Source organism: Rhizobium sp. 16-488-2b (genome assembly GCF_017741815.1).
GTDB lineage: Bacteria > Pseudomonadota > Alphaproteobacteria > Rhizobiales > Rhizobiaceae > Rhizobium.
Genome location: NZ_JAGHMF010000036.1, coordinates 113,408 through 140,173 on the forward strand (window position 1 = coordinate 113,408; position 26,766 = coordinate 140,173).

At 62.7% G+C, this 26,766-nt stretch carries 31 protein-coding genes and 1 pseudogene; 12 read left to right on the forward strand and 20 right to left on the reverse strand.

The features are described from left to right. The first annotated feature begins 64 nt into the window (after positions 1-64). Positions 65-1,240 carry a M24 family metallopeptidase gene (locus J5286_RS27065; RefSeq protein WP_209193097.1) on the forward strand — a complete coding sequence of 392 codons (1,176 nt, stop codon included), beginning with the start codon at positions 65-67 and terminating at the stop codon, positions 1,238-1,240. Positions 1,241-1,305: 65 nt separating this feature from the next. Here J5286_RS27065 and J5286_RS27070 read toward each other — a convergent pair whose 3' ends face one another. Genes J5286_RS27070 through pxpB form a run of 8 tightly spaced genes read right to left on the reverse strand, consistent with a single transcriptional unit; the run spans position 1,306 to position 8,130 of the window. Then, positions 1,306-1,719, reverse strand: coding sequence for a VOC family protein (locus J5286_RS27070; RefSeq protein ID WP_209193098.1), 414 nt, complete (start codon positions 1,717-1,719; stop codon positions 1,306-1,308). Positions 1,720-1,753: 34 nt separating this feature from the next. Further along, positions 1,754-2,938, reverse strand: a complete 1,185-nt coding sequence (locus tag J5286_RS27075; protein WP_245206589.1) for a M24 family metallopeptidase — start codon at positions 2,936-2,938, stop codon at positions 1,754-1,756. Positions 2,939-2,948: 10 nt separating this feature from the next. Beyond that, positions 2,949-3,587 (reverse strand): GntR family transcriptional regulator, encoded by a 639-nt coding sequence (locus J5286_RS27080; RefSeq protein ID WP_209193099.1) that lies wholly within the window; start codon positions 3,585-3,587, stop codon positions 2,949-2,951. Further along, on the reverse strand, positions 3,584-4,837 hold the full coding sequence (locus J5286_RS27085; RefSeq protein ID WP_209193100.1) for a hydantoinase/carbamoylase family amidase: 1,254 nt from the start codon (positions 4,835-4,837) through the stop codon (positions 3,584-3,586). The genes J5286_RS27080 and J5286_RS27085 overlap by 4 nt, the downstream gene beginning before the upstream one ends. Next, positions 4,834-5,781, reverse strand: coding sequence for an NAD(P)-dependent oxidoreductase (locus tag J5286_RS27090; RefSeq protein WP_209193101.1), 948 nt, complete (start codon positions 5,779-5,781; stop codon positions 4,834-4,836). The genes J5286_RS27085 and J5286_RS27090 overlap by 4 nt, the downstream gene beginning before the upstream one ends. Beyond that, positions 5,778-6,422 carry a GntR family transcriptional regulator gene (locus tag J5286_RS27095; RefSeq protein ID WP_209215395.1) on the reverse strand — a complete coding sequence of 215 codons (645 nt, stop codon included), beginning with the start codon at positions 6,420-6,422 and terminating at the stop codon, positions 5,778-5,780. The genes J5286_RS27090 and J5286_RS27095 overlap by 4 nt, the downstream gene beginning before the upstream one ends. Beyond that, on the reverse strand, positions 6,419-7,390 hold the full coding sequence (locus tag J5286_RS27100; RefSeq protein ID WP_209193103.1) for a 5-oxoprolinase subunit C family protein: 972 nt from the start codon (positions 7,388-7,390) through the stop codon (positions 6,419-6,421). The genes J5286_RS27095 and J5286_RS27100 overlap by 4 nt, the downstream gene beginning before the upstream one ends. Then, the gene (gene pxpB / locus J5286_RS27105) at positions 7,387-8,130 is read right to left on the reverse strand and encodes a 5-oxoprolinase subunit PxpB (protein WP_209193104.1); all 744 of its coding nucleotides are present in this window, start codon (positions 8,128-8,130) and stop codon (positions 7,387-7,389) included. The genes J5286_RS27100 and pxpB overlap by 4 nt, the downstream gene beginning before the upstream one ends. 248 nt (positions 8,131-8,378) lie before the next feature. Between pxpB and J5286_RS27110 the strand changes: the two genes are divergently transcribed. From J5286_RS27110 to J5286_RS27120, 3 genes and pseudogenes are all read left to right on the forward strand, one after another. Then, positions 8,379-9,152 (forward strand): LamB/YcsF family protein, encoded by a 774-nt coding sequence (locus tag J5286_RS27110; protein WP_209193105.1) that lies wholly within the window; start codon positions 8,379-8,381, stop codon positions 9,150-9,152. 7 nt (positions 9,153-9,159) lie between these two features. Next, positions 9,160-10,020, forward strand: coding sequence for a D-amino-acid transaminase (locus J5286_RS27115; protein ID WP_209193106.1), 861 nt, complete (start codon positions 9,160-9,162; stop codon positions 10,018-10,020). A gap of 211 nt (positions 10,021-10,231) precedes the next feature. Continuing rightward, positions 10,232-10,750: pseudogene (locus J5286_RS27120) on the forward strand (transposase); the annotation flags it as partial. 94 nt (positions 10,751-10,844) lie between these two features. On the opposite strand, the gene J5286_RS27125 reads toward J5286_RS27120, so the two are convergent. Continuing rightward, the gene (locus tag J5286_RS27125; protein ID WP_209193107.1) at positions 10,845-11,054 is read right to left on the reverse strand and encodes a hypothetical protein; all 210 of its coding nucleotides are present in this window, start codon (positions 11,052-11,054) and stop codon (positions 10,845-10,847) included. Positions 11,055-11,185: 131 nt separating this feature from the next. On the opposite strand from J5286_RS27125, the gene J5286_RS27130 reads away from it, so the two are divergent. Further along, positions 11,186-11,809 carry a TetR/AcrR family transcriptional regulator gene (locus J5286_RS27130; RefSeq protein WP_026282638.1) on the forward strand — a complete coding sequence of 208 codons (624 nt, stop codon included), beginning with the start codon at positions 11,186-11,188 and terminating at the stop codon, positions 11,807-11,809. A 78-nt stretch (positions 11,810-11,887) separates the two neighbouring features. Next, positions 11,888-12,076, forward strand: a complete 189-nt coding sequence (locus J5286_RS27135) for a hypothetical protein (RefSeq protein ID WP_209193365.1) — start codon at positions 11,888-11,890, stop codon at positions 12,074-12,076. Between the two features lie 6 nt (positions 12,077-12,082). On the opposite strand, the gene J5286_RS27140 is transcribed toward J5286_RS27135, so the two are convergent. Both J5286_RS27140 and J5286_RS27145 read right to left on the reverse strand, forming a co-directional pair. Further along, complete coding sequence (locus J5286_RS27140; RefSeq protein ID WP_209193108.1) at positions 12,083-12,520, reverse strand: DUF1810 domain-containing protein; 438 nt, start codon at positions 12,518-12,520, stop codon at positions 12,083-12,085. 62 nt (positions 12,521-12,582) lie between these two features. Beyond that, positions 12,583-12,894: a hypothetical protein gene (locus J5286_RS27145; protein ID WP_018896541.1), complete on the reverse strand. Its 312-nt coding sequence runs from the start codon at positions 12,892-12,894 to the stop codon at positions 12,583-12,585. Between the two features lie 223 nt (positions 12,895-13,117). Here J5286_RS27145 and J5286_RS27150 point away from each other — a divergent pair, with 223 nt between their 5' ends. From J5286_RS27150 to J5286_RS27160, 3 genes are read left to right on the forward strand one after another with little or no spacing between them, the layout of a single operon-like run. Further along, on the forward strand, positions 13,118-14,491 hold the full coding sequence (locus J5286_RS27150) for an amidase (RefSeq protein ID WP_209193109.1): 1,374 nt from the start codon (positions 13,118-13,120) through the stop codon (positions 14,489-14,491). A 52-nt stretch (positions 14,492-14,543) separates the two neighbouring features. Next, positions 14,544-15,404 (forward strand): sugar phosphate isomerase/epimerase family protein, encoded by an 861-nt coding sequence (locus J5286_RS27155; RefSeq protein WP_245206590.1) that lies wholly within the window; start codon positions 14,544-14,546, stop codon positions 15,402-15,404. Between the two features lie 19 nt (positions 15,405-15,423). After that, on the forward strand, positions 15,424-16,221 hold the full coding sequence (locus J5286_RS27160) for an HpcH/HpaI aldolase family protein (protein ID WP_209193110.1): 798 nt from the start codon (positions 15,424-15,426) through the stop codon (positions 16,219-16,221). A 1-nt stretch (position 16,222) separates the two neighbouring features. Here the strand turns inward: J5286_RS27160 and J5286_RS27165 are convergent, their stop codons facing one another. The 5 genes from J5286_RS27165 to J5286_RS27185 all read right to left on the reverse strand — a co-directional run bounded on the left by J5286_RS27165 (position 16,223) and on the right by J5286_RS27185 (position 20,362). Next, the gene (locus J5286_RS27165) at positions 16,223-16,897 is read right to left on the reverse strand and encodes a spermidine synthase (protein WP_209193111.1); all 675 of its coding nucleotides are present in this window, start codon (positions 16,895-16,897) and stop codon (positions 16,223-16,225) included. Positions 16,898-16,989: 92 nt separating this feature from the next. Continuing rightward, positions 16,990-17,277, reverse strand: coding sequence for a hypothetical protein (locus J5286_RS27170; RefSeq protein ID WP_209193112.1), 288 nt, complete (start codon positions 17,275-17,277; stop codon positions 16,990-16,992). A 90-nt stretch (positions 17,278-17,367) separates the two neighbouring features. Further along, positions 17,368-18,009 carry a ThuA domain-containing protein gene (locus tag J5286_RS27175; protein ID WP_209193113.1) on the reverse strand — a complete coding sequence of 214 codons (642 nt, stop codon included), beginning with the start codon at positions 18,007-18,009 and terminating at the stop codon, positions 17,368-17,370. Positions 18,010-18,028: 19 nt separating this feature from the next. Then, entirely contained in the window at positions 18,029-19,129 is a 1,101-nt protein-coding gene (locus J5286_RS27180; RefSeq protein ID WP_209193114.1) for a Gfo/Idh/MocA family protein, read from the reverse strand. A 33-nt stretch (positions 19,130-19,162) separates the two neighbouring features. Further along, a complete protein-coding gene (locus J5286_RS27185; protein ID WP_047504979.1) occupies positions 19,163-20,362 on the reverse strand; it encodes an ROK family transcriptional regulator in 1,200 nt (399 codons plus the stop codon). Positions 20,363-20,572: 210 nt separating this feature from the next. Between J5286_RS27185 and J5286_RS27190 the strand changes: the two genes are divergently transcribed. From J5286_RS27190 to J5286_RS27200, 3 genes are all read left to right on the forward strand, one after another. Beyond that, positions 20,573-21,883 (forward strand): extracellular solute-binding protein, encoded by a 1,311-nt coding sequence (locus J5286_RS27190; protein ID WP_209193115.1) that lies wholly within the window; start codon positions 20,573-20,575, stop codon positions 21,881-21,883. A 66-nt stretch (positions 21,884-21,949) separates the two neighbouring features. Then, positions 21,950-22,891, forward strand: coding sequence for a carbohydrate ABC transporter permease (locus J5286_RS27195; protein ID WP_047504975.1), 942 nt, complete (start codon positions 21,950-21,952; stop codon positions 22,889-22,891). Beyond that, on the forward strand, positions 22,884-23,732 hold the full coding sequence (locus J5286_RS27200; RefSeq protein WP_113177448.1) for a carbohydrate ABC transporter permease: 849 nt from the start codon (positions 22,884-22,886) through the stop codon (positions 23,730-23,732). The genes J5286_RS27195 and J5286_RS27200 overlap by 8 nt, the downstream gene beginning before the upstream one ends. 17 nt (positions 23,733-23,749) lie before the next feature. Here J5286_RS27200 and J5286_RS27205 read toward each other — a convergent pair whose 3' ends face one another. From J5286_RS27205 to thiM, 4 genes are read right to left on the reverse strand one after another with little or no spacing between them, the layout of a single operon-like run. After that, a complete protein-coding gene (locus J5286_RS27205; protein ID WP_209193116.1) occupies positions 23,750-24,514 on the reverse strand; it encodes a 3-oxoacyl-ACP reductase in 765 nt (254 codons plus the stop codon). Continuing rightward, entirely contained in the window at positions 24,511-25,332 is an 822-nt protein-coding gene (gene thiD / locus J5286_RS27210; protein ID WP_209193117.1) for a bifunctional hydroxymethylpyrimidine kinase/phosphomethylpyrimidine kinase, read from the reverse strand. The genes J5286_RS27205 and thiD overlap by 4 nt, the downstream gene beginning before the upstream one ends. Then, complete coding sequence (gene thiE / locus J5286_RS27215) at positions 25,329-25,964, reverse strand: thiamine phosphate synthase (protein WP_209193118.1); 636 nt, start codon at positions 25,962-25,964, stop codon at positions 25,329-25,331. The genes thiD and thiE overlap by 4 nt, the downstream gene beginning before the upstream one ends. Beyond that, complete coding sequence (gene thiM / locus J5286_RS27220; RefSeq protein WP_245206591.1) at positions 25,961-26,764, reverse strand: hydroxyethylthiazole kinase; 804 nt, start codon at positions 26,762-26,764, stop codon at positions 25,961-25,963. Before thiM ends, thiE begins: the two co-directional genes overlap by 4 nt. Positions 26,765-26,766: the final 2 nt, after the last annotated feature.

Genomic DNA, 26,766 nt, shown 5'->3' on the forward strand with positions numbered 1-26,766 from the left:
TCCGGATACTCGTGGTGTACCGAAAATCAAAGCCTTAACACATGAGTGCATACGGAGTGACAGGATGGAGCGCTATTTTCCGCTGGACGAATACGAGGCGCGCTGGACTCGCGTCCAAGAAGAGCTGAAGCGGCGCGGCTTCACCACCACTGTCGTCTTCGGGCGCGGCGGCGGAACGACCGACAATTGCGGCGATATCCTCTACCTCTCCAATCACTATGCGATCAGCAGCGGCATGGATTCGCTGATCTGGACAGCGCGATCCTTCGCGGGCGTCATCCTCCAGGAAGGGCGGGCGCCGCAGCTGCATATCGACGAGCCGGAAGTTCGTCGCGATCTGGTATCGATCGATGATGTGCTGACCAGCAACCATCCCTTCGAAAGCGTTGCCCGCTCGCTCGTCGAACGCGGCGTGAAGGGCCCCGTCGCGCTCGTTGGCACCAACCTGATTCCGGTAAAATACTACCGCGAGCTGGAAGCCATTGCGCCCGATATCGAATGGATCCCGGCCGACGACCTTGTCAGATCCGTTCGGCGGATCAAGAGCAAGCGCGAGCTCGACTGTTATCGCGTCGCGGGCGAGACCGCGACGGCGGGGATGACGATCCTGATGGAAAGCCTGATCAGCGGCATGTCGGAGCGTGAAGCGGCCGGCGAGGCCGCGCGCGAGGTCGTGCGCCGTGGTGGCCGCATCCAGATGATCGGCACCAACCATGGCGACACGCTGGGCTTCGACCAGCGCTTCCCGCTCACGGGTTATAGCGCCGATGTGCCTGCTGTCGGCGACATCGTCACCGGCACGCTCCATGGCCCGCTGTTTCAGGGATATTACCTCGACCCGGGCCGGACGGCGGTGCGTGGCAGGGCCAACAGCGAACAGCTGCGCCTGATCGAAGCCGCCGGCGATATCGTGCATCGCCTGTCGGACATGATGCGGCCCGGGACGAAACTGCTCGATGTCGCGGCCGAAGGCGACCGCATGACGGCGGCGTTCGGCGGCTCGATCTCACCGATCATGAAGAACTTCCCCTTCTATGGCCACGGCATCGGTCTCGGCTTCGAGCTGCCGCGCATCTCGACGACCATGTCGATGCCAGAGGACGTCGTGGAAGAGGACATGGTCTTCGGCGTCGAGGCGTTCTTGTCGCTCGACGGCGTCGGGGCGGCTTTCTTCGAAGACATCATCATCATTGGCAAGGATGGCAACGAGCTGCTGACGAAATCGCCGAGCGTCTTCTAGGCTGAGCGCCAACCGCAACCTGAATAAGAAAGGACCGGGCGAGATGATCGCCCGGTCCTTTTTGCTTAGTGTGCGAAGACGCTATCGAAGTCCTTGAAGCCCTTGACCTCGATCGGGTTGCCGCTCGGGTCGAAGAAGAACATGGTCCGCTGCTCGCCTGGCTCACCCTCGAAGCGGATGACCGGCGGAATGTCGAAGGCGATACCGCCTTTCTGCAGACGCTCGGCGAGCGCAAACCAATCTTCAAGGGGCAACACGACGCCGAGATGCGGCATCATTACCATGTGGTCCCCGACCTTGCCGGTGCGCGTGACTTCGAACGGCTTGCCGAGGTGCAACGATATCTGGTGGCCGAAGAAGTCGAAATCGACCCAGGTATCGGTCGAGCGTCCTTCGGCGCAGCCGAGGACGTCGCCGTAGAAGCGTCTCGACGCGTCGAGATCGGTGACGTGGTAGGCGAGATGGAAGAGTGAGCGCACGGTGGCCTCCTTTGTGAGAGCGAAATGGTCTTGATCAGCGAATGGTGAGTGTTCTGGGCAGGCTCGATAGCGGCTCGGCGCCGTGTTCGGTAACGATCACCGTCTCCGACGCCCCGACCGTCCAGTGGCCATAACTGCGTAGCGTCGCCGGCAGGTGAAACACCATGCCCGGCTCGATTACGCACGAGACGCCTGTAAACAGGCTGAGGATACCCCCCTCGCCCCAATCGGGCGCGAAGGCGACGCCCATCGAGTAGCCGATGCGCTTGCGAAACGCGGCGGTGTAGCCGGCCTCGTCGATGATGCTCTGTGCGGCCTCATGCGGCGCCGAACACGGCGCGCCCGGCTGGATCGCCGCAAGCGCGGCGTCGAGGGCGCGCAGCGAGCAATCCATCATCCGCTGCGCCTCATCAGGCGGGCCGCCGATCCAGACGCTGCGCATGAGCGCGGAATGATAGCGGGCGTGGCTTCCCGCGAGTTCGAGGAACACGGGATCGCCCGCTTCCAACAGGCGCCGGCGCCAGGTCATGTGCGGCAGGCCGCTGCGCGGCCCGGATGACACAAGCGGCTCCATCGCCATGGCCTCGGAACCGGCTTGTGTTGCCGCCTGCAGCATCGCTGCCGCGATATCGTTTTCGCTGGCACCGTCCCGGCAGGCGTCGATGGCCGCGATCATGCCCGCTTCGGCATAGCCAGCGGCGGCGCGGATGGCGGAAAGTTCGTCGGCGGATTTGACCATGCGCAGCGGCGGCAAGATGTCAGAGCCGTCGGCAAGACGCCTCTGTCCCAGCTCGCTGGCGATCTCCTCGGCCACACGTGGCGGCAGGAACCAACCGCCGAGTTCGATCGCAGGCCGTGCGATCTTGCGGTCTCGCAGCAGTGCCACCAGCGCCGGGACAGGGCTCTCGCCATCCTGGTAGACGACGATGTCGGAAAGCCAGGTATTGGCCACCGTACCGTAGAGTTCCAGCTGTCGCACCAGCAGCGTGAGCTCACCCGATGCCGTCAGGATCAGCGCCTGAAACGCGAAGTATCCGGCGGTCTGGCGCCCTGTCAGCCAATAGATCGTCTCCGGCCCGGTGACGACGAGCGCCTCATGGCCGCTGGCCACCAACGCCGACACTGCCCGCCCCTGGCGCCGGGCGAACTCGTCGCGCGAAAACGATGCCTCGCTTCCGCGGAGCGTGTCCATGTTTTCGTTCAGTATCTTCGGCTGCATGTTCAATGTCTCAGCTCCGTGCCAGCCAGCCGAGGAAGCGGGCACGCACGCTGTCGAAATGGGTCTCCATCGCCACCCGCGCAGCGGCGCCGTCCCCGGCTTCGATGGCGTCGATGACGGCGATGTGCTCGAGCGCCTGCTGGTCGAAGCGATCGTGCGTGCGTGTGATTGTGCAGCGGCGAGCGATGCCGCGCATTTCGGTCAGCATGGTCGCGAGCAGAGGAAGCTCAGCGGCATAGGCGACAGCATTGTGAAACGCATCGTCGTCGAGCCAGAAGTGATCGAAAGCGATGTCGCCGCCATTGGCGTAGGCACGCATGCGTTCGCGCGACTGGATGAGATCGGCTGTCAGCGGTCGCGTGGCCGCCGTCTCGGCTGCTGCTCCTTCAAGCAAGCGTCTGAGCTGGACGATCTCCAGCAGCTGCTCCACGGTGACCTGGCGCACCATGAGCGCGCCGTTCGGCAGCCTCGATATCACGTCCTCTTTCTCAAGGCGCGAGATCGCCGCGCGCAGCGGCGTCCGGGAAATGCCCGAGTCCTGCGCGAGCGAACGTTCCGTCAGCATATCGCCGGAGGAAAATTGTCCTTCCAGGATACGCTGCTTCAGATCGCGATAGACCTGTTGTGTCAGGTTTTCCTTTTCACTCATCGTGAACCGCCCGTCTCGCCGGCAATCGCGGCGTACAAGGTTTCGACTGCCGCGGCCAAATCCGCATTGTCCATGGCTTCATCGGGATTGTGGCTGCCGTTCCAGTTGCGCAGGAACACCATGACGGAGTCCCAGCCCGCCTGCGCGAAGGCTGCCGCATCATGGCCGCCCCCCGACAGCATCCGGCGCGGCGAGTGGCCGAGCCGTTTCGCCGCATCGGCAATCATGTCGCCGAGATCAGCCGACAGCCGGGTCGGCTGGCTACGCGACTGCTCACCGAAATCGAAGCGCACGCCACGCGACGCGGCGATCGATGCCGCCTCGGCCTGCAGCAGCGCGTCGGCGCGTTCGAGAACCGCGACATCGTCACTACGCAGATCGACGCAGAAATCGACCCGGCCCGGCACTTTGGCGAAAGCGTGTTCCGAGCTTGCCGCATCGACCCGACCGAAGGTGACGGCGAGATCGTCGCCACCATCGAGAATGTCAGCCCAGTGCTTGTCCATGGCAACGATCAGATCGGCCAGCGCGAAGACCGCGTCCGAGCGCGCCGCGCGCGGCGCTCCGCCCGAATGCGCCCATGTTCCGTCGATGCGCGCCTCGCGATATCGCAAACCACCGCGTACGCCATCGACGATGCCGAACGCTTCCTTCGCATCGTCCAGCACAGGCCCCTGCTCGATATGCAGCTCGATGAAGCGCGCCGGCGAAAGGCCCGGACCGCCCAATATGGCATCGGGATCCCCACCTTCCGCGCGGATGTGGTCGCTGAGGGTGTGGCCATTATCGGCCCGCTTCGCCTGCAATTCAGGCGCAGTCAGGCGCCCGAGCGCAGCCCGCGAGCCGGCATAGGAGACGGGGAACCACACGCTCTCTTCAGCGCGCGTGACAATGACGACAAGATCGACCGGCGGCGTCTGCCCGCTGTCCACGAAGGCCGCCGCAAGGGCAACAGCGCCGGCGACACCGGCTGCGCCGTCATAGGCGCCGCCCATGGCAACCGTATCCACGTGCGAGCCGACATAGATAGGCGGCGCATCGCGATCACGTCCCGGCAGGCGCGCGAAGAGATTGAGCGCGGCGTCCCGCGTCACTGTCATTCCCAGGCGCTCTACTTCCTCTGCCACCACATCATGCGCGCGGCTTTCGAGCGGGCTGTAGGATGGGCGGGTGAAGCCCGGGCCGGGATCGGAAATGGCGTTGATGCGATCGAGCAGGCGATCGATCGTGTCCCTGATGATTGCGCTCACGCGGGTACCTCCGGCAGAAATTCAATGGTTGTGGCCGGCTTCTCGCCGGAGAGCGCCAGGAGCGCATTGCGGGCGGCGCCGACTGCGACCCGCTGCAACGCCTCCGGCGTCGTGCCGCCGAGATGCGGGGTGAAGATAACCCGCTCGGTGGCGCCTAGCGGACCGCTCGGCGCTTCCGGCGAATAGACGTCCAGTGCGGCCGCAGCGACAATCCCGCCTGCAAGTGCCTCGGCAAGCGCCGGTTCGTCGATCAGACCTGCGCGCGCGGTGTTGACGAGAATGGTGCCCGGCTTCATGGCCGCAAAAGCGCTGGCGCCGATCATGCCTCGCGTTTCATCGCGCATGGGGGTGTGGAGCGAGACGACATCGGCCTGTGCGAGGCCCTCAGCAAGCGTGGTCACCCTCTGAAAGGTGCCGACATCGGCACTTCTCGGCGAAAAAACGAGAACCCGCATGCCGAGCGCTGCGTGAAGCATCCGCCCCAATCCGGCGCCCGTCGCGCCCCAGCCGACGACGAGCGCGGTCTTGCCGGACAATTCATGAAACGTATGGGCCTCGCGAAAGCCGCGCTCGCCGGAGCGAACCGCACGATCGGCAGCGGGAACAAGCCGAGCCGCCGCGAGCGTGAGCCCCAAGGCGAGTTCCGAAACCGATTGCGCGTTCGCGCCGGGTGTGTTGCACACCAGCACGCCTTTTTGATGCGCCGCGCGCTTGTCGACGGCATCGTGGCCAGCGCCGTGAACGACAACAACCTTCAGGCGATCGCTTGCGAGGATGGGCGCAGCCGAGAGGCCCGCATCGCGGGTGATGGCGGCGTCGCAGCCGATGATCATCGTCGATACGGTCTCAGCGTCCGGCGATGGGCACAGCACGGGTTCCACGCCCGCCTGCCGCAGGAGATCAAGGCCATCCTTGTGAATGGGTTGAACGATCAGGCACTTCATCGCATTGCTTTCCGCTCGTTGCTTTCAAGCCGACCGACAATCGCGTCGCGGGCATTGAGGACATGTCGGCTCATCAGCTTTCCAGCCTGTTCTCCATCCTTGGCGCGCAGCGCCGCAATGATCTCAAGGTGCTCCTCGCAACCCTTCAGATAGCGTGCGGGAACGAGGCTGTGGTCGAACATGCAGGGCCGGCGCCTGAGATCGCTGATGGTGCGCACCACCATCTGGTTGGACGTGGAACGCGCCAGCGTCAGATGGAAATCATCATCGACCCGGCGCTGCTCGTCTTCCTCGCCCGGTCCTTCGGTCATCAGGGCGGTCACGCGCCTCTCGAAACCGTCGAGGATAGCGGGAGCGACCGCCGTCGCATGGCGGGCGCAATAGCCTTCGATGACACTTCGGAGAAAGAAGATCTCGTTCACCTCGCCTGAGGTCAGCGTGCGAACCTTGAGAAAGCGCCCCTCCTGGACGGCAAGTCCTTCGGCCTCGATGCGCTTGATCGCTTCGCGAACCGGCGTGCGCGACATGGCAAGTTCCTCGCCGAGCCTCGCTTCCTGCAAGACGTCGCCGGGCTTGAGTCCGCCGGCGAGGATCATCTCGATGATTTTCGCATAGGCCTGCTTGGCAAGCGGTTGGCTCATATTTGTCGGTCCTCCACCTTTGCCACGTCCTCTGGTTTTTCTTCGAGAGACGCCAGGATATCCGCGAGCGCGTCATTGCGCGCGATCAGCAGCTCCTCCGCCTCTTTCTGGGATATGGATTTGAAGCGAATGGTGCTGCCGGTCGCCGTCTGCGCCAATCTTGGCAGGTCGACCGAGGCAACGGTCGCGATCTTCGGGTAGCCGCCCGTGGTCTGGCGCTCCGCCATCAGCACGATCGGCCGGCCGGACGAAGGCACTTGGATCGAGCCTGCCACTGTGCCATCGGAAACAATATCGTGACCGTCAAAGGCATGGATCTCCGGCCCATCGAGGACCTGCGCCATGCGGTCCCGGCTCGGGGTTATACGAAATGGCTCCAGCAGAAAATTCTTCCAGGCCTCCGCGTCGAAATGATCCGCCTGCGGTCCCGGAACGACGCGCACCGGACCGTTCGAGCGGGAGAAGGGCTTGCGAAGCGCCAAGAGCGCTGCCGGTTTTGTCTCGCCGAGCGGCAGATGGTCGCCGATCGCAAGCCGCCGACCCTCGATGCCACCGAGACCGGAGCGAAGATGCGTCGAGCGCGCGCCCAGCACCTTCGGCGTCTCGATCCCGCCCGAGATGGCGAGATAACCCCAGACGGTCTGTCGCAATGCGCCGATCTTCAGGACCTCTCCCGGCATCAGCCAATGGCTTTCCCAACCGTGCCTGATCTCACCGTCGACGGTGATGTCGACGGCGCCACCGGTCACCGCGAAGCGGACCGGCTTTTCGGCCACGAACGCCCCGCCGACATGCGCGAACTCCAGCACCGCGTCACTGTCCGCGTTGCCGACCAGCCGGTTGCCGATCAGCATCGACATCCGGTCCATGGCACCGGCGCCGGAGACGCCGAGGTGCATAAGGCCGGTGCGTCCGAGATCCTGGACCGTCAGCATCGGGCCGGCCTGTTTGATATGGAGCATGGTCATGGCGTCTCCCATTCCTCCACCGGCTCGCCCTGCCTGACGGCAGCATCGAGGCTCTCGGCCTCGTCGGTATCGACAGGGCGAAAGCGCACGCGATCGCCGGCGCGCAACAGGAATGGCTGAGGTCGCGAGGGATCGAATAGCCTGAGCGGCGTGCGGCCGATGAAGCGCCAACCGCTTGGTCCGGGAACGGAATTGATGCTGGCCTGCTTGCCGCCAATGCCGATCGCACTGGCCTCGATCCGCTGGCGCGGAACGGCAAGGCGCGGTGTATGCAATTGCTGCGGCAGGCCGCCGAGATAGGAAAAGCCCGGCGCGAAGCCGATCATATAGACGCGATAATCGGCGGACGCATGCAACGCGATCAGCTCCTCGCGCGACATCTGCTTCATATCCGCGAGTTCATCGAGATCGATCCCGACCTCCTCGCCATAAAGAACGGGTACGGTAATCCGGCGCGCGGTTGCGCCGCCCACCGACAGCTGGCCGAGCAATGTTTCAAGCGAAGAGGAAAGGGTCTTCCCGCGTATGATGACGGGATCATAAGCGACGAGGAGCGAACGATAGGTCGGAACGGTTTCGATGACGCCTGTTATCGGCCGCGTCGCCAGCATGTCCGCCAAGGCGATGACACGCTCATTCGTCTCCTCATCGATGTGGTCGGAGAATTCGACCACGAGCGCACTGTCGCCGGACGCGATAATGCGCGGATAGTTGGGATGGACCGACTGCATCATGGCCATGGGCGCGACTTTACCTGTAAGAGGGCCGCGGGCGCAGTAGAATACCGCTCAAGAGGCCCAAGTGCCGAGCGCAAACGGAAAGCGAGAGATATTTCCACCATCACCATCAAACACGTCTCGACAAGCGAGATTCTCAATCGACAATGCCCTTGTCATTTCAGTACACCAACTGTATGTCAAGCATTATCCTACGCCCAGCGGCAATTGACGAATGGCCGGCGGCGCCCTCGCAAACAAGGAGTTCAGCCATGGTATCAGTAGATTTGAACTGCGACATGGGCGAGAGCTTCGGCGCCTACAAGATCGGCGACGATGCGGCCATGATGGAGATCATTACCACGGCCAACGTCGCCTGCGGTTTCCATGCCGGCGATCCCGTTGTCATGCGCGACACGATCCTGAGCGCCAAGAAGCATGGCGTCGCCGTGGGCGCCCACCCGTCCTTCATGGACCTCTATGGTTTCGGCCGACGCAGAATTTCGGGCGAGCGGCCTGAGGATATAGAGGCGCAGATCATCTATCAGATCGCCGCGATCCAGGGGATGGCGTCGGCGCTCGGCTGGCCGATCACCCACGTGAAGACGCACGGCTCGCTCGGAAACATGGCGGCCGAGGATGCGGAACTGGCGGCCGTCTGCGTGCGCGCCATCCGCACCGTCGATCAGAACCTCGTCTTCATCACCCTCCCCTATTCGCAGACCATGCGGGCCGCCGAGGCCGCCGGCCTCAGCGTCGCCTGCGAGGTCTATGCCGATCGCCGTTATCTCGACAATGGCATGCTGGCGCCACGGCAAATGGAGGGTGCCGTCATTCATGATGTCGACCAAAGCGTCGATCAGGTTCTCTCGATGGTCTGCAACAACAAGATCCCGACGGTCGGCGGCAAAAGCCTCGACGTTGATGCTGCCACGGTCTGCATTCACGGCGACACGCCGGGCGCTGCGGTGACGGCGCATGCGTTGCGTGACAAACTCATCGCCGCCGGAATCGACATAGCCCCCTTTTCCAAACCTGAAATCTGAACGAGGAATGATTTTGACCCGTACCGTATATCTGAACGGCAGCTGGCTCGCCGAAGCTGACGCAAAAGTCTCCGTCTTCGACCGTGGCTTCCTGTTCGCCGACGCGATCTACGAAGTCACCGGCGTTGTGGGCGGCAAACTGCTTGAATATGCCGGCCATTCGGCGCGCCTTCAGCGCTCCATGGCCGAACTCGGGATTACCTGCCCGCTGACGGAACAGGAACTGCTGGCCGTTCATCGCGAGATCGTCCGCAGGAACGATCTTCAGGAGGGACTGATCTATCTGCAGATTTCCCGCGGCGCGGCCGACCGCGACTTCGCCTTCCCGACGGACGCGACGCCGACCCTCGTCTTGTTCACCCAGGCAAAGTCTGTCCTCGACAATCCGAAGGTGAAGACCGGGATTTCCGTGGCACTCGTTCCCGATCAACGCTGGGCACGCCGCGACATCAAGACTGTTCAGCTGCTTTATCCCTCGATGGCAAAGATGCAGGCCGCATCCGTGGGTGCTGACGATGCCTGGCTGGTTGAGAACGGCTTCGTCACGGAGGCGAGCTCGGCGACTGCGCACATCATCAGCAAGGATGGGAAGTTGATCACGCGCGGCCTGTCCAACGCGATCCTGCATGGCATTACCCGCCTCAGCGTTCTCGACATCGCCCGCGATGCCGGCCTCGCCGTCGAGGAACGCGCCTTCACGCCTGATGAAGCTCAAAATGCCGCCGAGGCATTCATTACCTCGGCCACCAACTTCGTTCTACCGGTGACCTCGATCGACGGACAACCGGTCGGCGATGGCAAACCGGGGCTACAGACCCTAAAGCTCCGCCAGCTCTATATCGAAAACAAGCTGGCGAACGCCATCTAACCCCTCGTTGTCGCCCGTTGCGGGCGACAACAGCTATCTCGGTGCGGTGGGCTCACCAGCCAAATGCCCGGCGCGATACCGGGCTTCAGCCTAGCCCTTCGTCGTCACCAAATTACTGGTGCAGCCACGACATCAAACGCGGTTCAAATATCCCGAGTTCAGTGAGCAAATCGCGCACTTTCAGATAACCGTTAGTCTTCAGGTCTCATCAATGAAGACCAACATGTCGCCGATCAGGGGCTGGGGTCCCAAAGACAAGCGACTGCGGGCATTTGCACCGCATGGCCACTGGCGCACGCTGACATTCCTAGCCGCCTTGAGAAACGATCGACTTACAGCACCCTGTGTCTTCGACGGACCGATGAACGGCCAATGCTTCCGCGCCTATTTCAAGCAGCAGTTGGTGCCGGTGCTCAAGCCAGGCGGCATCGTCGTCATGGACAATCTCGGCAGCCACAAGTCGATAGCCATCCGTCAGTTGATCAACGCCGCCGGTGCGCGGTTTTGGCTCCTGCCACTCGTCGGGCCTCAATCCGATAGAACAAGCCTTCTCCAAGCGCGAGCATTGGATGAAAATGCACAAAAGCGCACCATCGATGACACATGGCGTCATATCGGCCGGAGGCTCAAGCCTCTCAAGGCCTCACATCCTATGAGTTTATTTTCAAGGCATGGGCTTCACAGCCCGAACGCTTCACCCTTAATCCGCTCCATCAAATGCCAGAACTAGACATCTGGGCACAACGCACCGCATTGATCACCAAAAACAAAAAAGCCGCCGCCAATGTGGCGACGGCTTTCGGGGGGCAGGGAAGCCCAAGGCGTTAGCAATAGCTGCAGACAGCAGCCGGATTGCCTTTGATCACATCGATGAATTTCTTGACCGGGTTGGTACGCTGTTCGCGCTTCACAGCCGCAGTCTCCAGGAGCCGCTTGAAATCTTCAAGCTTCACGCCGTCGGCGCGCATCACCATGGCGATCAGGGGGTCGCGAAGGGCTTCGGATATCGTCAGGTCGTCTCTGGTCTTTCTCATGGCTCAGTCCTCCTTTCGTGGGCGGTCGCCCGTGTTCCACTTCGGCCGCGCTGCCCTCTCGGCAATTGACTTCCGCGAAAAGTGGTGTTACCGGTAAGTAACAATGCATTTGTTACCGATCGGTCACATGGATGTCAAGGACATTGTCCGCAGAAAAATCAAAAACTTCGACAGCTCTTCTGCCTGCAGGAACCGATGAAAAGATCCCTCCCCGGGAACGTATCGTCTCGACCGCGGCAGAGCTTTTCCGTGAGCACGGAATCCGCGGCATCGGCGTCGATGCCATCGCCGAAGGCGCTCTCACCAACAAGATGACGCTCTACCGCCACTTCGGATCGAAGGATGAGTTGGTGTGCGAAACACTGCGCCGTGCCTCCGAAAAGGCCGAAGCGATCTGGCGAGAGCTGGAAGCCACGCATCCCGACGATGCCCGCGCCCAGCTGCTTGCCTGGATCGAGCTCAGGACGCAGAGCCTTTGCGGCGATCAGGTCGGCTGCGATCTGGCAAACGCCGCGATCGAGCTGAAGGGTGAGGGGCACCCCGCCTATAGCGTCATCGAACGCCATAAGGCGGAGCAACGCGACAGGCTTGAGGCGCTCTGTCTCGCCGCCGGCGCGCGCGAACCGCAGCTGCTGGCAGACACACTGACCCTGCTTCTGGAAGGCGCCCGCGTCACCCGTCAATCGATGGGCAAGGACAACTGTTGCGGCCACTTTTCCAAGGCGTGCAACGCCGCTGTCGCGGCGTTTGCCTGAGCGCTGGTCTCTACGCTTGGAACTTTCGTGAGGGCAACTCGTTTTCAACCAGATGTGGAAACACGGTTGAGCGAGAAGATGAACTACATTTATCTCCATCGCCTGTATGCCAAACGGGCGGAGCTTGAGGCCAGGCTAGAACTCTATGAAGCGCGCGATTGCTTCGGTGACGAGGATGTCAACGACGGCACTGATCGTGAGTTGCGTGCTCGGATCGAGGAAATCTCGGCGGAGATCGATACGCTCGAACATTCCCGCGTCGGATAACGCCCACTAGCGGGCGGCATCAAGCAGTTCGATCGTGCGATGGTCGAACGCTCCATCGTAGAAATGATCTATCACTTGATGGAAAGGTGATCCGTGGTCGCTGACCGCCGCGAACAGCGTCATCGACGATCGCAGCTTGTGGTCATCGGGAGATCCGAAGACCTCATGCGCGGATTTTCCATCGATCGATAATACGGCGTCGACACAGCGCAAAAGGCGGGCGCCGAGAATGGGATCGGCCAGATAGGTCGAGGCTTCGCCGGCCGAGCGGATGGCATATTTCTCGGCCATTGACGACGTGCCGAGACCTGCCATCTGCGGAAAGATGAACCACATCCAATGCGAGCGCTTGCGGCCATTCCTGAGCTCCGCAAGCGCGCGATCGTAGACACCGTTTTGAGCGTCGATGAAGCGATCGAGATCGTAGTCGATATTACCGGACATGATGCCCTCCCCCGACTAGAACTAAGTCACGATCACCGTTTCTCCAGTCTAGCTGGAAGTCCTCAGCAGGACTTGTCTGGATACGGGCTATGCTCTCGGCAATAATCCAGCGACGGGCCGGAATCCGAGATCGCTCCTACAGGGGCGAGATCGACAGCCGATGCCGTCGAGGTGTTCATATGCGCGACATACCCCGCCGCGCCAAGAACCAGCAGGGCTCCAACGATCATAAACCGCTCCGACACTGATGGCCGGCTGGTTGCCTTGATGTGTTCCACGTATTCGCGCTCGCCCATACCGTCCAACTCTTCGTCCGTTGCATGATGATGGACCGTGTCGCCGCGAGGGGCGCTCCAGCTGTCTACATCTCTCATTGTCTCGCTCCTGAAATCCGCGCGAGGTGCCTACAACATCCCTCGACCCGTGGCGTCTTTCGCGCATTCCCGATATGTGGTGGCAACCGCCACGGTTGAAGGCCGGATACACAAACTCAGTGTTCATAAAATCGAACCAATCGGTTTGATCTGGCTTCAAGGGCTTGGCACTTCGAGGAATTTCGGCTTAGGTCGCGTATTCATCCAGACCACGGACACTGACATGACGAAATCATTTGGTGCGATGTCGATCGCGCAACTTTCCGTTCTCATCCAGAATGGCGCCGCCGATCCGGTTGAGGTCACTGAGGCAGTTCTCGAAGGCATCAAGGCGCACCCCGATCAGTCGATCTTCACCGAACTGCTGGCCGAGCGCGCGCTTGAAGAGGCCAAGGCGTCCTCGGCACGGCTGAAGGCCGGCCGGTCGCGTGGGTTGCTCGAGGGCATCCCCGTTGCCTGGAAGGATCTGTTCGACATCAAGGGGCGCGCGACGACGGCCGGCTCCAAGGTCCTGCGGGACGCCCCCGTGGCAGAAGACGATGCTGCTGTCGTGACCGCGCTCGCCCAGGCCGGCATGGTCGCCGTTGGCTGCACCAACATGAGCGAGTTCGCCTTCTCGGGTCTCGGCATAAACCCGCATTACGGCACGCCGCACAATCCGCGCGGCAAGGATGAGCCACGTATTCCCGGCGGCTCCTCCTCGGGCGCCGGTGCCGCGGTGGCCGCAGGCCTCGTTCCGGTCGCGATCGGCACTGACACAGGCGGATCGGTTCGCATCCCCGCCGCCTTCAATGGCCTCGTCGGCTACAAAGCAACGCGCGGACGCTACCCGATGGGCGGTGTCTTTCCGCTGGCGCGAAGCCTGGATTCACTCGGCCCCCTTTGCCGCACCGTTCAGGACACGGTCTGGGTGGACGCAGCCATGCGCGGCCTCACCGCCGCGCCCACCATCACCCCGAGCTCGCTTCGGGAGTTGGATCTGGTCATTCCAGATAATGTCGTGTTCGATGGCGCGGAGGCCGGCGTCGTCGCTGCCTTCGAGCAAAGCGTGGAGTGGCTGATCGCGGAAGGTGCTTCGGTCACCCGCGTCACTATCCCGGCCTTCGACGAGATCCTCGCCCTCATGGGCAAATACGGCAGCTTGGTTACGGCAGAAGCGTTCGCGCTTCATCGCGAACGTCTCGCCGGGCCGGAAGCGGATCAAATGGACCACCGCGTCGTGCAGCGCACCCGCCTTGGCCAGACGATCACCATGCCTGACTACATCGCCATTATCGAAGCCCGCGAGCGGTTGATCGCGGAGGTCAACCGGATGGTCGGCGATAGCATTATTGCCTACCCGTCCGTCGCCCATGTCGCGCCACCGATCGCCGCGCTGGAGGCAAACGACGATCTTTTCTTCGCGACCAATGGCAAGACCTTGCGCAACACCATGCTCGGCAACTTCCTCGATTGGTGTGGTGTGTCGATCCCCTGCGGGACGGGCGACGCGGATATGCCGGTCGGCCTGCTGCTTTCGGCAACCGCCGGCCGCGACGAGGCGCTGCTTGCCGCCAGCCTTTCGGCGGAAGCTGTGATCACGGGAGATTCCGTTTGAAACTCCAAGGCGTAGCTGCCTAGATAGGGCGGGAACGAGGAGGAGGAATGGAATGATCGAGGATATCGAGAACGGACGGTTCGCCGTCTCCACGTGGTCGCTGCATCGGGCGCTGGGGGCCGTCTATCCCTATAGCCCCGATCCGGCCAAAAGCGCGGCGCCGCAGGAGCCTTACGGCCCCGGCAGCGTCGAGCTGATCGACGTTCCGCGCCAGCTTGCCGATCGCGGCATCCACAGGCTGGAGATCTGCTCCTTCCATCTGCCGAGCCTCGACGCGGACTATCTGCGGCGGCTGCGCGCAGCCCTCGATCAGTCCGGCGTCATGCTTCAGACCTTGCTGGTCGAGGACGGCGACCCGAGCAACCCCGCGACGGCCGGGCGCGACATCCGCTGGATCGCCGGCTGGATCGAGATCGCAACGGCGCTTGGCGCGAAGAACATGCGCGTCATCGCGGGAAAGCAGCAGCCGAGCGACGCGAACCTCGCCCGCTCATCGGGTCACCTCTCATGGCTCGTGGAGCAGGCCGAGGAGAGTGACATCCGTGTCGTTACCGAAAACTGGTTTGATCTCCTGCCGTCGCCGCGAGAAATGAACTGGCTGCTTGACGATCTCGCCGGCAAGGTCGGCCTCAACGGCGATCTCGGCAATTGGTCAGCGCCGGACAAATATACCGGCCTTTCGGACATCATGCGCCGCGCCGAGATCTGCCACGCGAAGGCCAACTATACCGCATCGGGCATGGACACCGTGGACTACGGCAAGTGCCTGGAGGCCTGCCGACAGGCCGGATATGCCGGTCCTTACACGCTGATCTACGATTCGCCGTTCTTCGCCGACGAATGGGACGGCATCCTTCTTCAGAAGGGCTTTATCGAACAATTCCATCAAGATGAGCAGCGCGCCACGGGCTGAGCTGCGGAAGGAGACTGGCATGCCTGGTTCAACTGCGATCAACGACTTTTCGAAACGCCTTCGGTCGGGTGAAAGCGGTGGTCTGATTTCGGCCTGGATCGGCATTCCCGATCCGCTCTTCGTCAATCACCTCTCGCAGGAAGCCTTCGATGCCGTCGTGCTCGATATGCAGCACGGCGTCTGGGACATGGTGTCGGCCGCAAACGGCATTGGCCAGGGCAGGCTGGCCGGAAAGCCGGTGATGGCACGTATTCCCGTCGGCGACTTCTCGACGGCCTCGCGGCTGCTCGATGGCGGCGCGTCTGGGATCATCGCGCCGATGATCAATTCGGTTGCGGATGCGCATGCCCTGGTCAAGGCGACGAAATACCCGCCGCTCGGCGAGCGCAGCTGGGGACCGACGCTGGCGATGAACCATACCGGCCTCGCCGCCGCGACCTATCTGGCAACGGCGAATACGGAGACCGTCGCGATCGCCATGATCGAGACCCGGGAAGCACTCGATGCCGCTGACGGCATTCTCGGCGTTGACGGCATCGACGGTATCTTCATCGGCCCATCGGACCTTTCCATCGCGCTCTCGAACGGCGCGCAGCTGGCGCCCGATACGGCGGAGATGGATGTTGTGCTGAAACAGCTGCTTGACCGCTGCCGCGCGCATGGCAAGTTCGCCTGTATCTTCGGCAGCAATGGCGAGCGCGCCGGGCAACTGCTGAAGATGGGCTTCGATCTCGTTATCGCGGGCGCGGACACGCAACAGCTTCGCGCTGGCGCCGCAAGTGCCATCGCCGCAGCGCGCAAAGGCCAGGCCGGCTGAGCTACTTCTTCTGCGCCAGCCAGATGACGTGGCGCGCGCCGCCACGTTTTCCATTGGCGCGCGAATTGACGGCCTCGACCGCAAAGCCACTGTCGCGCACCCGGCGCGTGAAGCTGGCGTCGGGGCCGGATGACCAGACGGCGAGCACGCCACCGGGACGCAGGGCCTCGCGTGCGGCCTTCAGCCCGGCGAAGTCGTAAAGCCCATCGTTCGATTGGCGGGTCAGCCCATCCGGCCCGTTATCGACATCAAGCAGAATGGCGTCGAATTTTGCCCGGCTCGAACGAATAAGTTCGGACACATCCCCCTGATGAATGCCGACGCGGGGATCATCGAGGCATCCCTTGAAGACTTCCGCCATTGGCCCCCTCGCCCAGCTGACGACAGCAGGCACCAGTTCGGCGACGACAACGATCGCGTCCTTGGGCACGACGGCCAAGGCCGCGCGCAATGTGAAGCCCATGCCGAGGCCGCCGATCAGGATGCTCGGGCGCGGCCGGCCCTTGAGCTTGTCGTAGGACAGCGTCGCGAGCGCCTCTTCGGAGCCGGAGAGGCGGCTGTTCATCAGCTCGTTCGATCCGAGCATGATGGAGAATTCGCTGCCGCGCTGCTTCAGGCGCAGCTCGCCGGCCTCGCCGGGAATTTGAGCGGAATCGAGCTGGATCCAGGGCAGCATGTCTTAGGCCTCGCGTTGAGCCGCCCCACTAGCACAAAAGATCGCGCCGATGAAACGCAAACACGAGGCTGCAGACCAAGCATCCGATCGGATCACTGTCCGTTGATGCAGGCCGGATTGGTGGACTTGCGGTTGGTCGCATTGCGCTGATTGGGCGGGCAGCGTGTCCACTGGACTGGGGCGGTGCCTGCCGTGCTTCCAGTCTCGAAGGAATCGAGAGGAATGGAAAGGCCGCTCGATTGTTCGTCCTGCGGGCCGGTTCCGAGTGGAGGCGAGCCATCAAACCGACCGCTGCTGTCCATGCCCATGTTCATCTGCGCCAATGCGCCGCCGGCAAAGCCCATGATGACGATCGAGGTAACTGCGAGAAGCTTGCGCATGCTGGAAACTCCTTCACGTTGAACACCATGAAGAAATAGCGCGCGGCCGGTAATGTTCCAACCGCGTGCTAATACCTATTTTGCGCGAGTTCAGCGCGCCGCCCAGTTGGCGCCCCGGCGGAAGATGGTGCGCATTTCCGGCACGGAAAACTCCTTGGCCTGATGGCCGAGCGAGGAGTAAAAGACGCGTCCCTTTCCGTATTTCCGCTTCCAGGCGACCGGCATCACCACGCCATCGATCCAATAGGCGTGGTCGCCGGTAAAGGTCGTCGTCGCCAGCACCTCGTTGGAGGGGTCGACATGCATGTAATATTGCTCCGACGTGTAGTCGAAATCGGCAATGCCTTCCATGACAGGGTCATCGGGCCGGGCAATATTGACCCTGTAGTCGATGATGTTGCCGGGATGCGCGACCCACTGGCCGCCGACAATGAACTGGTATTCCACGCATTCGCGGAAACTGTCACCGGCCCCGCCATGATAGCCGGCCAGACCGACACCGCCTTCGATCGCGGCAGCAAGGTTCTTGATCTCTTCCTTCTCGATCTTCGACATGGTCACGATCGGCACGACCAGCGAAAGGTCGTGAACGGAAGGGTCGGCGAAAGCCTCGGTGGTATGCTCGACATAGACCTTGAAGCCGTCTTCCTCGAGTATGTCCTTGACGATGGCGGCGCATTCCTGCGGCTCATGGCCGCTCCATCCGCCCCAAACGATCAGTGCTTCACGCATTAAATTTCCTCCTCAATAATTACTTGCCCAGACGTCCGTCGACGAGGGATTCCGAGATCGGCGCCGGTCTTTCCGTCTGCGTTGATATCGCCACGGTGCGGCCGGTGTCCGATGCGGTCTGGAACGCTTCCATGACCTCCAGCACGTGCAGCGCCAGGCTGCCATTTGCGCGATGCGGCCGGTTTTCACGGATCGCATAGGCGAGATCGGCGACACCGATCGATCGGTAATTTCCATCCGCGTAAGGTGCGGTCAGCGCCTGGCTCTCGAACGAGCCGCCCTTTCTGAGAAGCTCGACCTCACCGCCGAAGTGATTGGGATCGGGCACGATCAGCGTTCCCTCGGTCCCGTAGACCTCAAGCGGCACGTGCTTGTGGCCGGCGACATCGAAGCTCATGCCGATCTGCACCACGGCACCGTTGGCAAAGGCCATCAGGCCGGACACATGGGTCGGCACATGCACGGGGATATGCTCGCCGTTTCGTGGCTCGCTGGTGATCACGCGCTCCTTGCGCGGCGTAACCGCGAAGCCTGCCACCTGCGCCACCGGCCCGAACAGATTGACGAGATCGGTGATGTAATACGGCCCCATATCCAGCATCGGCCCGCCGCCGACTTCGTAGTAGAAGGCTGGATTGGGGTGCCAGCGCTCGTGGCCGGGGCACATGAAGGTGGCCGTGCCGCCCACGGGCTGGCCGATCACGCCCTGATCGATCAACGCCCGCGCCGTCTGGTGGCCGCCGCCGAGGAAGGTGTCGGGTGCGGCACCGATGCGCAGGCCCTTCGCCTTGGCGGCTTCGGCGAGCTGCTTGCCTTCGGCGAAATTGATGCCGAGCGGCTTTTCCGAATAAGTGTGCTTGCCGGCGGCGAGCGCCTGCAGGCCGACGGCCACGTGCGCCTTCGGAATGGTCAGATTGACGATGATCTCGATCGAGCGATCGGCGAAGAGTTCGTCGACGCTTCTGGCCGGCACGTTGAACTCGGCCGCCTTTGCCTGCGCGAGCTCACTATTCAAATCCGCCACGCCCCTGATGTCGAGAATGGGGAAAGACGCCATGGCCTTCAGGTACGCGCCCGATATGTTGCCGCATCCGATGATGCCTATGCCGACTTTATCCATGATTTCCTCCCATAGATTTTGGTTCTGAAAGCGTCAGAGCGCCGGGCCCGTGGTGTTCCACGGCGACTCGTAAAGTTCGTAGAGGGCGACGGCCGCAGCCCCCTGTGCCCAGAAGTCGTCGCTGGAATCGTCGAAGACGAGTTCCGCGACGCCCTTGAGCGAGGGTGGAATGGCCAGCGCGTAGGCATTGCGCAGGCTCTCCAGAAACGGTTCGCCAAGCGCTAGGCTGGAGCCCACGAGGATCACGCGCGGCGGCGCGAAGATGGTCACGATATTGGCAACCGCAACACCGACGGCCTCCCCCGCCCGGATCGCCGCGCTGATCAGCGCGTTGTCTTCAGCCTTAATCAGCGCCTGCGCATGCGCCATGCCGCGCCCGAGCCGTATCGCCTCGGCAAAGCGCCCGCCCGCCGGCTGCTCACCCAGAATTTCGCTTTCGCCAGCCTGGCTGGACAACCGCACGATGCCGCGCGGGCCCATGCCAAGCACGAGATCACCAAGATTGTGGCTGAGGCCGCCGGCGCCGCGAAACAGCTGGTTGCCGTGTAGCACGCCAAGCCCGAGCGTCTGCTCAAGCGATATCAGCACCATGTCTTCCAGATCACGCGCCTTGCCGAACCAGTGATGCGCCAGCGTGATGGCATGTGCATCACTTTCGACGATCGTCGAGGTGTTCAGCCGCGCGGTCATCTCGGCGGCGAAATCGACATTGACGTCCCGAAAGATCGGGCTGCTGCGGATGTGGCCTGTCCGATGCTCGATGACACCCGGCAGACTGAGGCAGACGGTATCGACATCTTCAAGCGACAGGCCAGCATCGACGACGCAGCGCCGCACGCCATCTTCGACGAGATCAGCGATGACCGCGATCGGCTGGCGATCGATCCGGATCGGCAGGGTGAGATTCGAGAGCACATCGCCGCGAAAATCGGTGACGACGAAGACCATGCGACTGGCCGCGATCTTGGCGCCCACGACACGCGCCGCATCCGGATTGAGCTCCAGCATGACGCGTGGGCGACCGCGCGCCGCTTCGTTGCGGATATCGCCTTCGTGGCGCGGCAGGATCAGCCCATCATCCAGCAGCGAGGCGGTGATGGCCGATACCGTGGTGGTCGACAGCTGCGTGCGCTCGCTGATCTCGACACGCGCGATCGGCCCATGGCGACGAACCGTGTCGAGCACGTTCAGGCGATTGATCGCGCGCATCAATTCCGGGTCTGCGGTCTTCATCTATTCTTGCACGGCTCTTCTGGCGACCGCCGAAGCAGGTCGCTATTTTTGTCGGAATACGAATTAAATAACGTGGAGATTCAGCCCTCTGTCAAGGCTAATCTGCCAAAATCAACCTAGGGAGTTGACATTCCGGCAAAGCTGCCGATCATTTAATCCGCATAAGGGACAAAATTGTAGAGGACGATTTTCCCTTGAGGAGGAGACCTTATGTTCAATCATCAAAGGGCGAAAGCCCTGTTCAATAGTCGTGCCTTTGTCCGCTCGACCGCGACCGCTCTGGCGCTTCTGATCGCCGCCGGCACTGCCGCTGCCGACACGACCATCAAGTGGATGCATCTCGAAATCGACCCGACCTATCTCGGCGTCTGGCAGCAGATCGTCAAGAATTACGAGGCCGAGCATCCGGGCACGAAGGTGGAGATGCAGTTCCTCGAAAACGAGGCCTTCAAGGCGAAGCTGCCGACGCTTCTGCAGTCCAGCGATGCGCCTGATCTTTTCTACAGCTGGGGCGGCGGCGTTTTGAAACAACAGCTGGCGACAGGCGCCCTGCTCGATCTCAGCGAAGCGATGAACGCCAAGGATGGCGCGTGGGTGAAGACCTACAACCCGGCCTCCGTCAAGGGCCTGAGCTATGACGGCAAGATCGGCGCTGTCCCCTATGCCGTCGGCACCGTATCCTTCTTCTACAACAAGGAATTGTTCGCCAAGGCCGGCGTCGATGCGACCACGATCAAGACCTGGGACGACTATCTGGCCGCGGTCAAGAAGATCAAGGACGCAGGCATCGTGCCGATCGCCGGCGGTGGCGGCGAGAAGTGGCCGATCCACTTCTACTGGAGCTATCTGGTTATGCGCAACGGCGGCCAGAAGGTTTTCGATGCCGCCAAGAATGGCCAAGGCGAAGGCTTCAACGACCCGGCGATGATCAAGGCTGGCGAACAACTCGCCGAACTCGGCAAGCTTGAGCCATTCCAGCCCGGCTACCTCGGGGCCACATGGCCGCAGACACTCGGCGTCTTTGGCGACGGCAAGGCGGCGATGATCCTCGGCTTCCAGAACACCGAGGCCAACCAGCGCACCAATGCCGGTGACAAGAAGGGTCTGAACCCCGACAATATCGGCCGCTTCGCCTTCCCGGCTGTTACAGGCGGCGCCGGTGCCGTTACCGACACGCTGGGCGGCCTGAACGGTTGGGCCGTCACCAAGAAGGCGCCGCCGGAAACGCTGGACTTCCTCGCCTATCTCACCAATGCCGAGAACGAGCGGACCATGGCCAAGGCCGGCATGATCATCCCGGTAGCGGTCGGCGCCGAGGATGGCGTGACCAACCCGCTGCTGCATGAATCGGCCGAACAGCTGGCGCATTCCACATGGCACCAGAACTTCTTCGACCAAGATCTCGGCCCCTCGGTCGGCCGCGTCGTCAACGACGTGTCGGTCGCCATCGTCTCCGGACAGATGACGCCTGCCGATGGCGCACAGCAGATCCAGGATGCCTTCGAGCAGGATCAGTTCTGATCAAGACCATTGCGGCGCGGGACATACTCTCGCGCCGCCATTTGATGTCTGGAATGTGAGGTCCCCATGGCCAATGTCAGCGCCGCCGCCGCAATCAGACCCGCGCGCATACCGGCCACCCAGTCCGCCCGGCGCAAACATCCGGCCGTTGCCGGCCGCCTGCCCGTGCTGCTGCTCTTCCTGCCGCCGGCGCTTCTGCTGTTCTCGATCTTCGTGATCCTGCCGATGGGCGAGGCCGCCTGGTACAGCCTTTACAAATGGGACGGCTATGGTCTGCCGACGCAATATGTCGGCATGCGCAACTTCGAGCTCCTGTTCAAGAACGGCGCCTTCCTCACCGCGCTGAAAAACAACGCGATGATCATGGTGATCTCGATCGCGATCCAGATTCCGCTTGCCATCTGGCTGGCGATGATGCTGGCGCACCGCATCGCCGGCGTGGTTGTCTTCCGGCTGATCTTTTTCCTGCCCTACGTGCTCGCCGATGTCGCGGCCGGCCTGATCTGGCGCTTCGTCTATGACGGTGACTACGGGCTCTTCGCTTCGATCGCCCACCTGCTTGGCGTCGAGACGCCCTATGTGCTGGCCGACAAGGATCTGGCGATGTACGCGGTGCTCGGCGTCATCGTCTGGAAATACTTCGGTTTCCACATGATGCTGTTCATCGCCGGGCTGCAATCGCTGGACAAGAGCGTTCTGGAAGCTGCCGAGATCGATGGCGCCAGCGGCTGGCAGCGGTTCCGCTATATCACCCTGCCGCTACTTGGATCGACCGTTCGTCTCTCCGTCTTCTTCGCTGTCGTCGGCTCGCTGCAGCTGTTCGACCTCATCATGCCTCTGACGGGCGGCGGTCCGTTCAATGCCACGCAGACGATGGTGACCTTCCTGTTCAATTTCGGCGTTGCCCGCATGCAGGTCGGGCTCGGAAGCGCCGTCGGCGTCGTGCTTTTCCTGATCTGCGTCACGCTCGCCTTCAGCTACAAACGGATATTCATGCGCCATGACTGACGTCGTTTCATCCGATCGGCTCAATGCCGGCACCAAAGCCTATCTCTACACGTCGCTGGTCATCATATCGGCCATCGTCCTGATCCCGCTGGTTACCACAGCGCTTGGCGGCTTCAAGGATCTGGGCGACCTGCGCACCAATCCGTTCGGCCTGCCGGTCGAATGGCATGCCGAAAATTACACCGATATCCTGTTCGGCGATCGCTACTGGCGGCAGATGGTCAACTCGCTGCTCATCGCGGCGCTCACCGTCTTCCTCACCGTATCGGTATCGGCCATGGCGGCCTTCACCTTCGCGCATGTCCGCTTCTTCGGCGCCGATTTCCTGCTGAACTATTTCCTGATCGGGCTGATGTTCCCCGCCGCGACTGCTATTCTGCCGCTGTTCATCCGCATCCGCGATCTAGGGCTGCTCAACACATACTGGGGCGTGGTGCTGCCGCAGGTGGCCTTCGGGCTTGGCATGAGCATACTCTTGTTCCGGAACTATTTTCGCAACCTTCCGGAAGAATTGTTCCAGGCGGCGGTGGTCGATGGCTGCGGCTACATGCGCTTCTTCTGGCATATCTGCCTGCCGCTCTCGCGACCAATCATCGCCACAGTCAGCATCATCTCCTTCGTCGGCAGCTGGAACAGCTACATCCTGCCGCTGATTATGCTGAACTCGGAGAAGATGTACCCCTGGCCGCTCGGCATCATGGTCTACCGCGGCGAATTCGGCACCGCCTGGCAGCTGGTGCTCGCCTTCATCACGCTGACAATCATGCCGACCGTCATCGTCTTCTTCCTGGCGCAGAAGCACATCATCGCCGGCTTGACCGCAGGCGCGGTCAAGTCGTGATGATATCACGATGACGTTCAGCCAAACACGAGGCCGCCATCGACGATCAGGTTCTGGCCGGTAACCGCCCGCGCCCATGGGCTGGCAAAAAACAGCACGGCGTCGGCCGCTTCCTCCGGCGTCGTCACGCGGCGCAAAGGCGTGCTACCGGCGATGAGATCGAACACCGCCTCCGGCGTCCCGGCGCTGGCATCGGTGGTCCGCAACAATCCGCCTGAAACCATGTTCACGGTGATCCCATCAGGCCCGAGTTCGGCGGCGGCCGTGCGAGTGAGCGACAATAGCGCACCCTTCGCCGCCGTATAGTCGTGATAGGGCACAACGGGATTCTGGAAGAGATTGGTCCCGATCGTCACGATCCGCCCGAAACCGGCCGCAGCCATGGCCGGGCGCGTTGCCTGGATGAGGTTCAAAGCACCCTTCACCGCCGTATCAAGTTGCGCCGTCATCTCCTCCCAGCTGAGCTCGCCGAGTTTCGGGCGGGCGTCGCCGTTGAAGCTGAAATCGGCGAGCGCATTGTGCACGACTGTCGTCGGCGATCCGAGCCTGCGGGTAACATCGGCTACCAATTCGGTCACCGCCACGCCGTCGCGGATATCGGCCTGAAACGCGTGTGCCCTTTCGCCGAGGCTCTTAGCCAGCGCCTCGGCCTGCTCGCGGCTGTTGCGATAGTTGATCGCCACCTTCGCGCCCTCGCGGGCGAAAGCGCTTGCGATCGCCGCCCCGAGCCCGCGCGCGGCGCCGGTTACGATCACCGTCTGCTCACTGATCGGCAATGTCATTTCGCGTCTCCTTCCTCTGTCGTCCAAAGTTCGTGAAAGTGCTGGACCGGGCCATGTCCCGAGCCGACGTCGAGCGTGTCGGCCGCAGCCACCGCGCCGGCGAGATAGATCTTTGCGGCGGCTACCGCCTGTGGCAGCGGCGCGCCCTTCGCGAGCTCGGCCGCCAACGCGCTCGATAGCGTGCAGCCAGTGCCGTGCGTGTTTGCGGTCGGGATCCTGACGGCCTCGAACCAGACGAGGCCGTCTTCCGTTGCCAGCACATCGGGGCTCTGGTCACCCTCGAGATGGCCGCCTTTGACGAGCACGGCAGCAGGCCCCAAAGCGCGCAGCGCCTCCGCCTGCTCGCCCATTTCCCGGCGGCTCTCGGCCACATCGGTGCGCAGCAACGCGGCTGCCTCAGGCAGGTTGGGCGTCAGCAGCGTCGCAAGCGGCAGCAGCCGGCGCAGAAGCACGTCGACGGCGTCGGGATCGAGAAGCTTCGCCCCACCCTTGGCCACCATGACGGGATCGAGCACGATCGGGATGCCGGGATGAAGCTTGAGAACGTCGGCGACCGCATCGGCGATTTCGGCATTGGCGATCATGCCGATCTTGACGGCATCGACGCGGACATCCGCGAACACGGCCTTGATCTGATCGGCGACGAAACCTGCTGGGACGAGGTGAACGCCGGATACGCCCTGCGTGTTCTGCGCGGTCAACGCGGTGAGCGCCGCCATGCCATAGACGCCACGCGCGGCAAACGCCTTGAGGTCCGCCTGGATGCCGGCGCCGCCCGATGGGTCGGATCCGGCGATGGAGAGAACGTTGCGGATCATCGGGATCTCCCTTGAATAGCCTCTGAAAGCTCGCGGGCGGCAGCGCGAGGATCGGCCGTGCCGCAAATTGCCGAGACGACAGCGATGCCATCGGCGCCGGCGGCAAAAACACCGCTGACATGCGCCAGCTTCAGCCCGCCGATGGCAACGGAGGGAACCGGGCAGGCGGCGACGAAACGTGCGAGGCCGTCGAGCCCGATCGGCTGCTTGTGGTCCGACTTGGTCGGCGTCGCGAAGACCGGCCCGATACCGGCATAGTCGACCAACGCTGGATCGACCGCAGCCGCCAGCGCCTCTGTCTCCACCGACAGGCCGAGGATCATGTCGCGTCCGATCCGCCCGCGCGCGGCACGCACGACCATATCGTCCTGGCCGACATGCAGCCCATCGGCGCCGATCGCGATTGCCGCCTCGACATCATCGTTGATGACAAGCAGCGCGCCCGTCCCGGCAAGCGCTTCCTTCAGGGCAAGGCCGGTGTCTATCATGCGCGCCGTGGAGGCATGCTTGTCGCGGAGTTGCACGACGGTGGCGCCACCGGCAACGGCGCGCCGTGCTGTTTCGACCATGCCGATGCCAGCACAGAGCTCGGGGTCGAGGACGAGATAGAGCGAGAGATCGATCTTCGTCATAGCATCCGCACCCGCGCCTTGTTGTTGATCGCGGCACCGTCCATCGCCGCGAGGGCGTCGAGGAACCGCCAGGAAAATGACCCCGGCCCCTCCGCCCCGCGCGCCGCGTCTTCGCCGGCGACGGCGAACATGGCGAGTGCCGATATCGTCGCTTCGAACGGCGCATCGGGCCTTGTGGCGGCGAAGGTGCCGACGAGGCATGTCAGCGAGCAGCCGAGCGCCGTCACCTGTGGCATCAGCGAGGAGCCGCCCTCGATGCGGCAGGCGCGCGCGCCGTCGGTGACGAAATCGACCTCGCCGGTCACCGCCACCACGGCTTGGTGCGTGTTTGCGATATGGCAGGCGGCAGCCTCCGCCTGCCCCACGGGGTCACGGCTGTCGACGCCCTGCCCCCGGCTTTCGCCGCCGGCGAGCGCGATGATCTCGGACGCGTTGCCGCGAATGATGGTCGGGCGAAGCGCCAGCAGCCCCGCGACGGCCTGTCTGCGAAAGGCGGTCGCATAATGGGCGACTGGGTCGAGGACCCATGGCCTGGCGTTTTCGCCCGCCGATCGTGCGGCGGCGCGCATGCCGTTCATCCAACTCGGCGAGAGCGTGCCGATGTTAACAGTCAGCGCACCGGAGATAGCCGCGAACTCGCCGGCCTCTTCCTCGGCATGCACCATGGCAGGCGAAGCGCCGGCCGCGAGCAGCACGTTTGCGGCGATGTTCATCGCAACGAAATTGGTGATGCACTGAACGAGCGGCTTTTGTGCGCGTATGGCATCAAGCATCGAACCGGGAGATCTGTCGTCTTTCATCA

Bases quoted from the DNA above. Each gene is read 5' to 3' on its own strand.
- J5286_RS27065 (WP_209193097.1), top strand. From the start codon at position 65: ATGGAGCGCTATTTTCCGCTGGACGAATACGAGGCGCGCTGGACTCGC.
- J5286_RS27075 (WP_245206589.1), bottom strand. From the start codon at position 2,938: ATGCAGCCGAAGATACTGAACGAAAACATGGACACGCTCCGCGGAAGC.
- J5286_RS27080 (WP_209193099.1), bottom strand. From the start codon at position 3,587: ATGAGTGAAAAGGAAAACCTGACACAACAGGTCTATCGCGATCTGAAG.
- J5286_RS27090 (WP_209193101.1), bottom strand. From the start codon at position 5,781: ATGAAGTGCCTGATCGTTCAACCCATTCACAAGGATGGCCTTGATCTC.
- J5286_RS27095 (WP_209215395.1), bottom strand. From the start codon at position 6,422: ATGAGCCAACCGCTTGCCAAGCAGGCCTATGCGAAAATCATCGAGATG.
- J5286_RS27100 (WP_209193103.1), bottom strand. From the start codon at position 7,390: ATGACCATGCTCCATATCAAACAGGCCGGCCCGATGCTGACGGTCCAG.
- pxpB (WP_209193104.1), bottom strand. From the start codon at position 8,130: ATGGCCATGATGCAGTCGGTCCATCCCAACTATCCGCGCATTATCGCG.
- J5286_RS27110 (WP_209193105.1), top strand. From the start codon at position 8,379: ATGGTATCAGTAGATTTGAACTGCGACATGGGCGAGAGCTTCGGCGCC.
- J5286_RS27115 (WP_209193106.1), top strand. From the start codon at position 9,160: ATGATTTTGACCCGTACCGTATATCTGAACGGCAGCTGGCTCGCCGAA.
- J5286_RS27125 (WP_209193107.1), bottom strand. From the start codon at position 11,054: ATGAGAAAGACCAGAGACGACCTGACGATATCCGAAGCCCTTCGCGAC.
- J5286_RS27130 (WP_026282638.1), top strand. From the start codon at position 11,186: ATGTCAAGGACATTGTCCGCAGAAAAATCAAAAACTTCGACAGCTCTT.
- J5286_RS27135 (WP_209193365.1), top strand. From the start codon at position 11,888: ATGAACTACATTTATCTCCATCGCCTGTATGCCAAACGGGCGGAGCTT.
- J5286_RS27140 (WP_209193108.1), bottom strand. From the start codon at position 12,520: ATGTCCGGTAATATCGACTACGATCTCGATCGCTTCATCGACGCTCAA.
- J5286_RS27145 (WP_018896541.1), bottom strand. From the start codon at position 12,894: ATGAGAGATGTAGACAGCTGGAGCGCCCCTCGCGGCGACACGGTCCAT.
- J5286_RS27150 (WP_209193109.1), top strand. From the start codon at position 13,118: ATGACGAAATCATTTGGTGCGATGTCGATCGCGCAACTTTCCGTTCTC.
- J5286_RS27155 (WP_245206590.1), top strand. From the start codon at position 14,544: ATGATCGAGGATATCGAGAACGGACGGTTCGCCGTCTCCACGTGGTCG.
- J5286_RS27160 (WP_209193110.1), top strand. From the start codon at position 15,424: ATGCCTGGTTCAACTGCGATCAACGACTTTTCGAAACGCCTTCGGTCG.
- J5286_RS27165 (WP_209193111.1), bottom strand. From the start codon at position 16,897: ATGCTGCCCTGGATCCAGCTCGATTCCGCTCAAATTCCCGGCGAGGCC.
- J5286_RS27170 (WP_209193112.1), bottom strand. From the start codon at position 17,277: ATGCGCAAGCTTCTCGCAGTTACCTCGATCGTCATCATGGGCTTTGCC.
- J5286_RS27175 (WP_209193113.1), bottom strand. From the start codon at position 18,009: ATGCGTGAAGCACTGATCGTTTGGGGCGGATGGAGCGGCCATGAGCCG.
- J5286_RS27180 (WP_209193114.1), bottom strand. From the start codon at position 19,129: ATGGATAAAGTCGGCATAGGCATCATCGGATGCGGCAACATATCGGGC.
- J5286_RS27185 (WP_047504979.1), bottom strand. From the start codon at position 20,362: ATGAAGACCGCAGACCCGGAATTGATGCGCGCGATCAATCGCCTGAAC.
- J5286_RS27190 (WP_209193115.1), top strand. From the start codon at position 20,573: ATGTTCAATCATCAAAGGGCGAAAGCCCTGTTCAATAGTCGTGCCTTT.
- J5286_RS27195 (WP_047504975.1), top strand. From the start codon at position 21,950: ATGGCCAATGTCAGCGCCGCCGCCGCAATCAGACCCGCGCGCATACCG.
- J5286_RS27200 (WP_113177448.1), top strand. From the start codon at position 22,884: ATGACTGACGTCGTTTCATCCGATCGGCTCAATGCCGGCACCAAAGCC.
- J5286_RS27205 (WP_209193116.1), bottom strand. From the start codon at position 24,514: ATGACATTGCCGATCAGTGAGCAGACGGTGATCGTAACCGGCGCCGCG.
- thiD (WP_209193117.1), bottom strand. From the start codon at position 25,332: ATGATCCGCAACGTTCTCTCCATCGCCGGATCCGACCCATCGGGCGGC.
- thiE (WP_209193118.1), bottom strand. From the start codon at position 25,964: ATGACGAAGATCGATCTCTCGCTCTATCTCGTCCTCGACCCCGAGCTC.
- thiM (WP_245206591.1), bottom strand. From the start codon at position 26,764: ATGAAAGACGACAGATCTCCCGGTTCGATGCTTGATGCCATACGCGCA.